Annotated in this window: 1 protein-coding gene; it reads left to right on the forward strand. The window is 50.6% G+C overall.

Annotation, left to right across the window (positions count from 1 at the left end; translation table 11 throughout):
• The coding region (locus FC43_RS07270) for an IS30 family transposase (protein ID WP_156648345.1) at positions 1–360 on the forward strand (360 nt) is incomplete at both ends.

The raw sequence follows: 360 nt of genomic DNA on the forward strand, positions 1-360 counted from the left end.
ATTCTTAACGTCCATAGTAAGACGGCCACCAGTGTGATCCAGCACTTACAGGAATGGCTGGCAAAGTTTCCACCCCACTACTTCAAGTCGATTACCTTCGACAATGGGAAGGAGTTCGCTGACTGGCGAGCAATTGCCAACCAATTTGACCTCCAGACCTACTTTGCCGAGGTGGGGGCACCTAACCAACGGGGGTTAAACGAGAACAACAACGGCCTTCTGCGGCGCGATGGACTCCACAAAGGTCGCGATCTCCGCCACCTAGCTGATGAAGAGGTTGCTCAAATAATGAGCTACCGGAACAACATTCCTCGCAAGTCATTGGGCTATCAAACACCTTACGAGGTATTCATGAAGTAT

Source organism: Limosilactobacillus ingluviei DSM 15946 (genome assembly GCF_001435775.1).
GTDB classification, from domain to species: domain Bacteria; phylum Bacillota; class Bacilli; order Lactobacillales; family Lactobacillaceae; genus Limosilactobacillus; species Limosilactobacillus ingluviei.